At 71.8% G+C, this 6,047-nt stretch carries 4 protein-coding genes; 3 read left to right on the top strand and 1 reads right to left on the bottom strand.

All coding sequences use genetic code 11. The features are described 5' to 3' along the window. The coding region (locus tag BUE44_RS20610) for a nitrate- and nitrite sensing domain-containing protein (RefSeq protein ID WP_073500442.1) at nt 1-2,867 on the bottom strand (2,867 nt) is incomplete at its 3' end. Nucleotides 2,868-3,452: 585 nt separating this feature from the next. Here BUE44_RS20610 and BUE44_RS20605 point away from each other — a divergent pair. The 3 genes from BUE44_RS20605 to gltX all read left to right on the top strand — a co-directional run bounded on the left by BUE44_RS20605 (nt 3,453) and on the right by gltX (nt 6,022). Then, nucleotides 3,453-3,659: a hypothetical protein gene (locus BUE44_RS20605; RefSeq protein WP_073500441.1), complete on the top strand. Its 207-nt coding sequence runs from the start codon at nt 3,453-3,455 to the stop codon at nt 3,657-3,659. 76 nt (nt 3,660-3,735) lie between these two features. Then, nucleotides 3,736-4,545 carry a fumarylacetoacetate hydrolase family protein gene (locus BUE44_RS20600; RefSeq protein WP_073500440.1) on the top strand — a complete coding sequence of 270 codons (810 nt, stop codon included), beginning with the start codon at nt 3,736-3,738 and terminating at the stop codon, nt 4,543-4,545. Next, on the top strand, nt 4,538-6,022 hold the full coding sequence (gene gltX, locus BUE44_RS20595; RefSeq protein WP_073500439.1) for a glutamate--tRNA ligase: 1,485 nt from the start codon (nt 4,538-4,540) through the stop codon (nt 6,020-6,022). The genes BUE44_RS20600 and gltX overlap by 8 nt, the downstream gene beginning before the upstream one ends. Nucleotides 6,023-6,047: the final 25 nt, after the last annotated feature.

Raw genomic sequence — 6,047 nt, 5'->3', positions numbered from 1 at the left:
CCGGTGCCGTCGGTGCGCCCGTGGCCGGGGCGGGCGAACTGGCCGGTGTCGCCGGGGCCGCCCTGGACCGGGTACTGCCCGGTGCCGTACGTCTCCTGCGGGCTGCGGGGCGTGCGGCCGAAGTCCTGGCCGTCGTTGCCGCGCTGGGCCGGGAACTGCCCTGTGCCGCCCTGCGGGAAGTCGTCGCGGGCCGCGGGCACCGGCGGGAACTGCGCGGTGTCGCCCGGACCGCCCTGCGGACGCTGCTGGTCGCCGGCGCCGCCCTGCCGCGGGCCGGAACGGCCGCCGAAGACGTCGGAGCGGAAGCCGCTCGGCCCGGTGCCCTGCTGCTGCGGCGGCGGGAACTGCCGGTTGCCCTGCTGGCCCTGGCCGCTGAACGCCTCGTCGCCGCCCTGCCCGGGACCCTGGCCCTGGCCGCTGCCGTCGAAGGCGTCGAACGCGGGAGCCGCCTCGACGTCCTCGTGGCCGCGCGGGGTGTCCTGCATCCCGCGGTCGTCCGCGGGGAAGCCCTGAGAGCCGTCCTGGGCCGCCCAGCGGGGCGTTCCCGGCTGCTGCGGTGCGCCGCCGCCAGGCCGTCCCGCGCCGGCGCCCAGCGCCGGGCGCTGCGCGCCGCCGCCGACCTGGCCGCGCTGCGGGGTCCTGGGGACCGGCGCCGACGCCGGAGCGTTGCCGAAGGCGCCGGCGATGCCGGTGCCGGCGCCGGCGGCCGCCGCCGGGGGAGTGGCGCCGGCGCGGGGGCCGCCCATGGTGTTGCCCTTGGCGCCCGCACCGCCCTGCGTCACGTCGACGGGCAGCATGACCAGCGCGGTCGTACCGCCGGAGTCGGAGGGGCGGAGCTGGATGCGGATGCCGTGCCGCAAGGACAGCCGGCCGACCACGAACAGGCCCATGCGGCGGGACACCGCGACGTCGACGGTCGGCGGGTTGGCCAGCCGCTCGTTGATGTCGGCGAGGTCCTCGGGCGACAGGCCGATACCGGTGTCGTGGATCTCGATCAGCACCCGGCCGTCGGGCAGCGCGTGACCGGTGACCCGCACCTTGGTCTGCGGCGAGGAGAACGACGTGGCGTTCTCCAGCAGCTCGGCGAGCAGGTGGACGAGGTCGTTGACGATACGGCCGGTGACCTCGGCCGACGGCACCGAGGTCAGCTCGATGCGCTCGTACTGCTCCACCTCGGAGGCCGCGGCGCGCAGCACGTCGACCAGCGGGACCGGGCGGGTCCACCGGCGGCCCGGCTCCTCACCGGCGAGGACCAGCAGGTTCTCACCGTTGCGGCGCATACGGGTCGCGAGGTGGTCCAGCTTGAACAGCGAGGAGAGCTGGTCCGGGTCGGCCTCGCGGGACTCCAGCTCGGAGATCAGCGACAGCTGGCGCTGGATGAGGCCCTGGCTGCGGCGGGAGAGGTTGGTGAACATCGCGTTGACGTTGCCTCGCAGCAGCGCCTGCTCGGCGGCCAGCCGGACCGCCTCGCTGTGGACCTCGTCGAAGGCGCGGGCCACCTGGCCGATCTCGTCGCGGCTGTTGATGCCGATCGACTCGACGGAGGTGTCGACGTCCTGCGGGTCGGTGTCCGACAGCTGCTTGACCAGGTCGGGCAGCCGCTTCTGGGCGACGTCCTGCGCGGTCTGCTGCAGCCTGCGCAGCGAGCGGATCATGGAGCGGGCCACGACGAAGGCGCCGACGACCGCGACACCGAGCACCAGCAGGATGATCGCACCGGCGATCAGCGCGTCCTGCTTGGCGGTGCTCTGCAGTTCGAGCGACTTCTGCCGCAGCTCGTTCAGCAGCGACCGCTCGATGCGGTTCATCGCGTCGATCTTCGCCTTGGCGGCGTCGTCCCAGTCCAGGTACGAGGTGGTGACGCCGTTGATGGCGTCGGGCGTGCCGGCGATCCGCTCGCGCATCACGTCGTGCGCGGTGATCGTGTCGTTGCCGCCCTGGATCGGCTTGAGCAGCTCGGCGCTCGCGGTGCCGTAGAGGGTCTGGAAACGGGTGATGCTGATGTCCTCGTTGGCGGCACCCCACTTCACCGACTGGTAGTCGCTGCCGTCGAGGTGCCGGCCCTTGGCCAGCGCGGCGCTGATCACCGCGCGCTGGATCGACTCGTACTCCTTGGCGGACGAGAAGGCCGCCAGCGCACGGGTGGCGGTCACCATCTCCGAGTTCTGCGTGGCCTGCGCCATGTCGACGGACAGGCCCAGCAGCGACTGGATGAGGCCGTCGTAGGAGTTGACGGTCTGGGCGATCGAGGACTGGCTGGTGAAGGCCTGGTCCCGCAGCTGGCTGAGCTGCGTCAGCTGGGTGTCGATCGCGATGAGGCTGGAGCGCACGCCCGTGAACAGGGAGTCGTTCGAGGAGATGTTGTCACTGGAGTCGCGGTAGAGCTTGTACTCGCGGTCCGTGGTCTGCCGCGACGCGGCGACCGCGTCGGTGGGACTGCCGGCGCTCAGCGGACCGGCCGCGCTGTCGCGCTCCTCGGCCAGGGCGTCGGCCAGGTCGGTCGCGTGCTCGGCGATGTCGGTCAGCGAGTTCATCCGCTGCAGCTGGTTGATGTTCTGCAGCGAGTTGTGGATGCGCAGACCGCCGAGCGCGCCGGCGGTGACCACCGGCAGGGCGAGCAGCGAGACCAGGCGGGTGCTGATGCGCCAGTTGCGCATCGCTATTCGCGGTCCCGGCTTGCTGTCCAGGCCGGTGATCCGGCCCGCCTCGATACCGCTGGGCGTGCTCGTCCGTCCGGTGGCCGCAGTCGTCCCCGGCGTGGCGCCTCCGGAGTCTCCCGCCGCCTGGGCAGGACCGTTGCCGGTCCCGCCGGGCTGCTGCTCCGGCTCGCCCGCCGCGCCGCTGTCCCTCTTGAAACGTCCCTGCACTAGCGTCGCAACCTCTGGACCAGGCGTCCCCCGCGGTGAAGCGGACAGGACGGTGTCGAGTCATGGGGGCCGGGACCGCCCCGAAAATGCGAGGAGGCCGTTGAAGCCCTTCACCGCCGCTCGGTGCTCGTACGCGCCCCCTGCGCGCCGGCTCGATGTGATGCGGCGGTCCGGGGAATTGCAGCACAGTGCTGGATCTCCCAACAAGGCCCGTAGCCGACCTGTTGGATTCCGTGACTGACTGTCCAGTGGTCCGCACGTTCCGTCGATCTGTGATTCCCCGAAACCGGTGCAATGCGGACCTTGGGGTCAAGCTTGCACAGGTCGTGTCGGGTGCCCGCAGGCGGTCGGGCGTGGGCGTTTTCCGACGGTCGGGGTGTGATGTCCGAATAGGGCACCGGGGAAGAGTGCCCGGAATGCCGGGATCGCCGCTCACTTGGTGAGCAAAATCACAACCCGTCAGATGTCTGGGGCGCCCGGCGAGGGGAATGGCCGCCGATAACGTGGTGGTTTACACGAACCGCGCTTCTGTCAACCGCGGTCCGCCCCGAGCGGTCCGCCGAGCCCCCGAGGTCCCGACGGCCGATGAAGACCACCCTGATGTTCCGCCAGATGATCGCCAACCCGCGGCGTACCACTCTCGCTCATCTGAAGGACGCGACGGAACTCGGGGTCGCCCCGGCCGCGCCGGAGGCCGACGAGGCCGCCGCCGTCCGCGAGCTGCCGCAGACCACCGCGAACCCGCGCCGTACGGTGCTCAACGAGCTGCCGAAGTCCTCCGCCGAGCGCTGAGCCCCCCGCCCGCGGCGGCTTGACCTGCGGTGAAGCGGCGGCGGGCGAAGCGGTGCCGGACTACTAAGCTGACCCCATGCGCATCGCCAGGTTCTCCATCGACGGGAATGTCGCCTTCGGCGCGGTCGAGGGCGACCCGACCGGCAGCGGCGGCCCCGGCAGCTTCGACGGGCTCGTCCTCGACATCATCAAGGGCGTCCCCTTCGCCGACTTCGAACTGTCGGGTACGAAGGTGCCGCTGGACAAGGTCCGCCTGCTGCCGCCGGTCCTGCCCAACAAGGTCGTCGCCATCGGCCGCAACTACGCCGCCCACGCCGCGGAGCTGGGCAACGAGGTGCCGGCCGCGCCCTGGGCCTTCTTCAAGCCGTCCACCTCGGTCATCGGCCCCGGCGACAACATCGTCTACCCGTCGTTCTCCCGCGAGGTCCACCACGAGGCGGAGCTGGCGGTCGTCATCAGCCGGCTGTGCAGGGAAGTGCCGCGCGAGCGGGTCAAGGACGTCATCCTCGGCTACACCTGCGCCAACGACGTCACCGCCCGCGACACCCAGCAGACCGAGAAGCAGTGGGCCAGGGCCAAGGGCTTCGACTCCTCCTGCCCGCTCGGCCCCTGGATCGAGACCGGCATCGACCTGGCGGGCGCCGCCGACCTGGCGATCACCGCCACCGTCAACGGCGAACTGCGGCAGGCCGGCCGTACCGGGCAGATGATCAACAGCATCGAGGACCTGATCGTCAACATCACCGAGGCGATGACCCTGCTGCCCGGCGACGTCATCCTCACCGGCACCCCGGCCGGGGTCGGCCCGCTGCACCCCGGCGACGAGGTCGCCGTCACCATCGAAGGCATCGGCACTCTCACCAACAAGGTGATCTCGCGTGGCTAGCGCACCCTCCACGGACGTACGCGTCCGCTTCTGCCCCTCGCCGACCGGCAACCCCCACGTGGGCCTGGTCCGCACCGCACTGTTCAACTGGGCCTTCGCCCGCCACCACCAGGGCACCCTGGTGCTGCGGATCGAGGATACCGACGCCGCCCGCGACTCCGAGGAGTCCTACCTGGCGCTGCTGGACTCGCTGCGCTGGCTCGGCCTCGACTGGGACGAGGGCCCCGAGGTCGGCGGCCCGCACGCGCCCTACCGGCAGTCGCAGCGGATGGACGTCTACGCCGACGTGGCCCGCCGCCTGAAGGAGGCCGGGCACGCGTACGACTGCTACTGCACCGCCGAGGAGTTGGAGGCCCGCCGCGACGCGGCCCGCGCCGCCGGCCGCCCCTCCGGCTACGACGGCCACTGCCGCCACCTGACCGCCGAGCAGACGGCGGCCTACCTGGCCGAGGGCCGCAGCGCGATCGTGCGCTTCCGCATGCCGGACAGGCCGATCACCTTCACCGACCTGGTGCGCGGCGAGCTGACCTTCACCCCGGAGAACGTGCCGGACTACGGCATCGTCCGGGCCAACGGCGCCCCGCTCTACACGCTGGTCAACCCGGTGGACGACGCCCTGATGGGCATCACGCACGTGCTGCGCGGCGAGGACCTGCTGTCCTCCACGCCGCGGCAGATCGCCCTCTACGAGGCGCTGATCGGCCTGGGCGTCGCCAAGCAGATCCCGGAGTTCGGGCACCTGCCCTACGTGATGGGCGAGGGCAACAAGAAGCTGTCCAAGCGCGACCCGGAGTCCTCGCTCAACCTCTACCGCGAGCGCGGCTTCCTGCCCGAGGGGCTGCTGAACTACCTGTCGCTGCTGGGCTGGTCGTACTCCGCTGACCGGGACGTCTTCTCGCCGGCCGAGATGGTCGCCAAGTTCGACATCGGCGACGTCAACGCCAACCCGGCCCGCTTCGACCTGAAGAAGGCCGAGGCGATCAACGCCGACCACATCCGGCTGCTCGACCCCGCCGCCTTCGCCGACGCCTGCACCCCCTGGCTGCGCCCCCCGCACGCGCCCTGGGCGCCCGAGGACTTCGACGAGGCGGCCTGGCAGGCCATCGCGCCCTACGCGCAGACCCGGCTGACCGTGCTGTCCGACATCACGGCCAACGTCGACTTCCTCTTCCTGCCCGAGCCGGTCTTCGACGAGGCATCCTGGGCGAAGGCCATGAAGGAGGGCTCCGACGCGCTGCTGGCCACCGCCAGGCAGAAGCTGGCCGACGCCGACTGGTCGAGCCCCGAGGCGCTGAAGGAGGCCGTCCTGGCCGCCGGCGAGGCCCACGGCCTCAAGCTCGGCAAGGCCCAGGCGCCGGTCCGCGTCGCGGTCACCGGCCGCACCGTCGGCCTGCCGCTCTTCGAGTCCCTCCAGGTGCTCGGCCGCGACCGCTCCCTGGCCCGTATCGACAGGGCGCTGGCCCGGCTGGCGGGCTGACCCGGGGACGGTCCCCCGGGTTAGA

It is taken from the genome of Actinacidiphila paucisporea, from assembly GCF_900142575.1.
In the GTDB taxonomy this organism is placed as follows: domain Bacteria; phylum Actinomycetota; class Actinomycetes; order Streptomycetales; family Streptomycetaceae; genus Actinacidiphila; species Actinacidiphila paucisporea.
The sequence above is the reverse complement of the archived record's forward strand: the minus strand, read 5'-3'. Positions and strand labels throughout refer to the sequence as shown.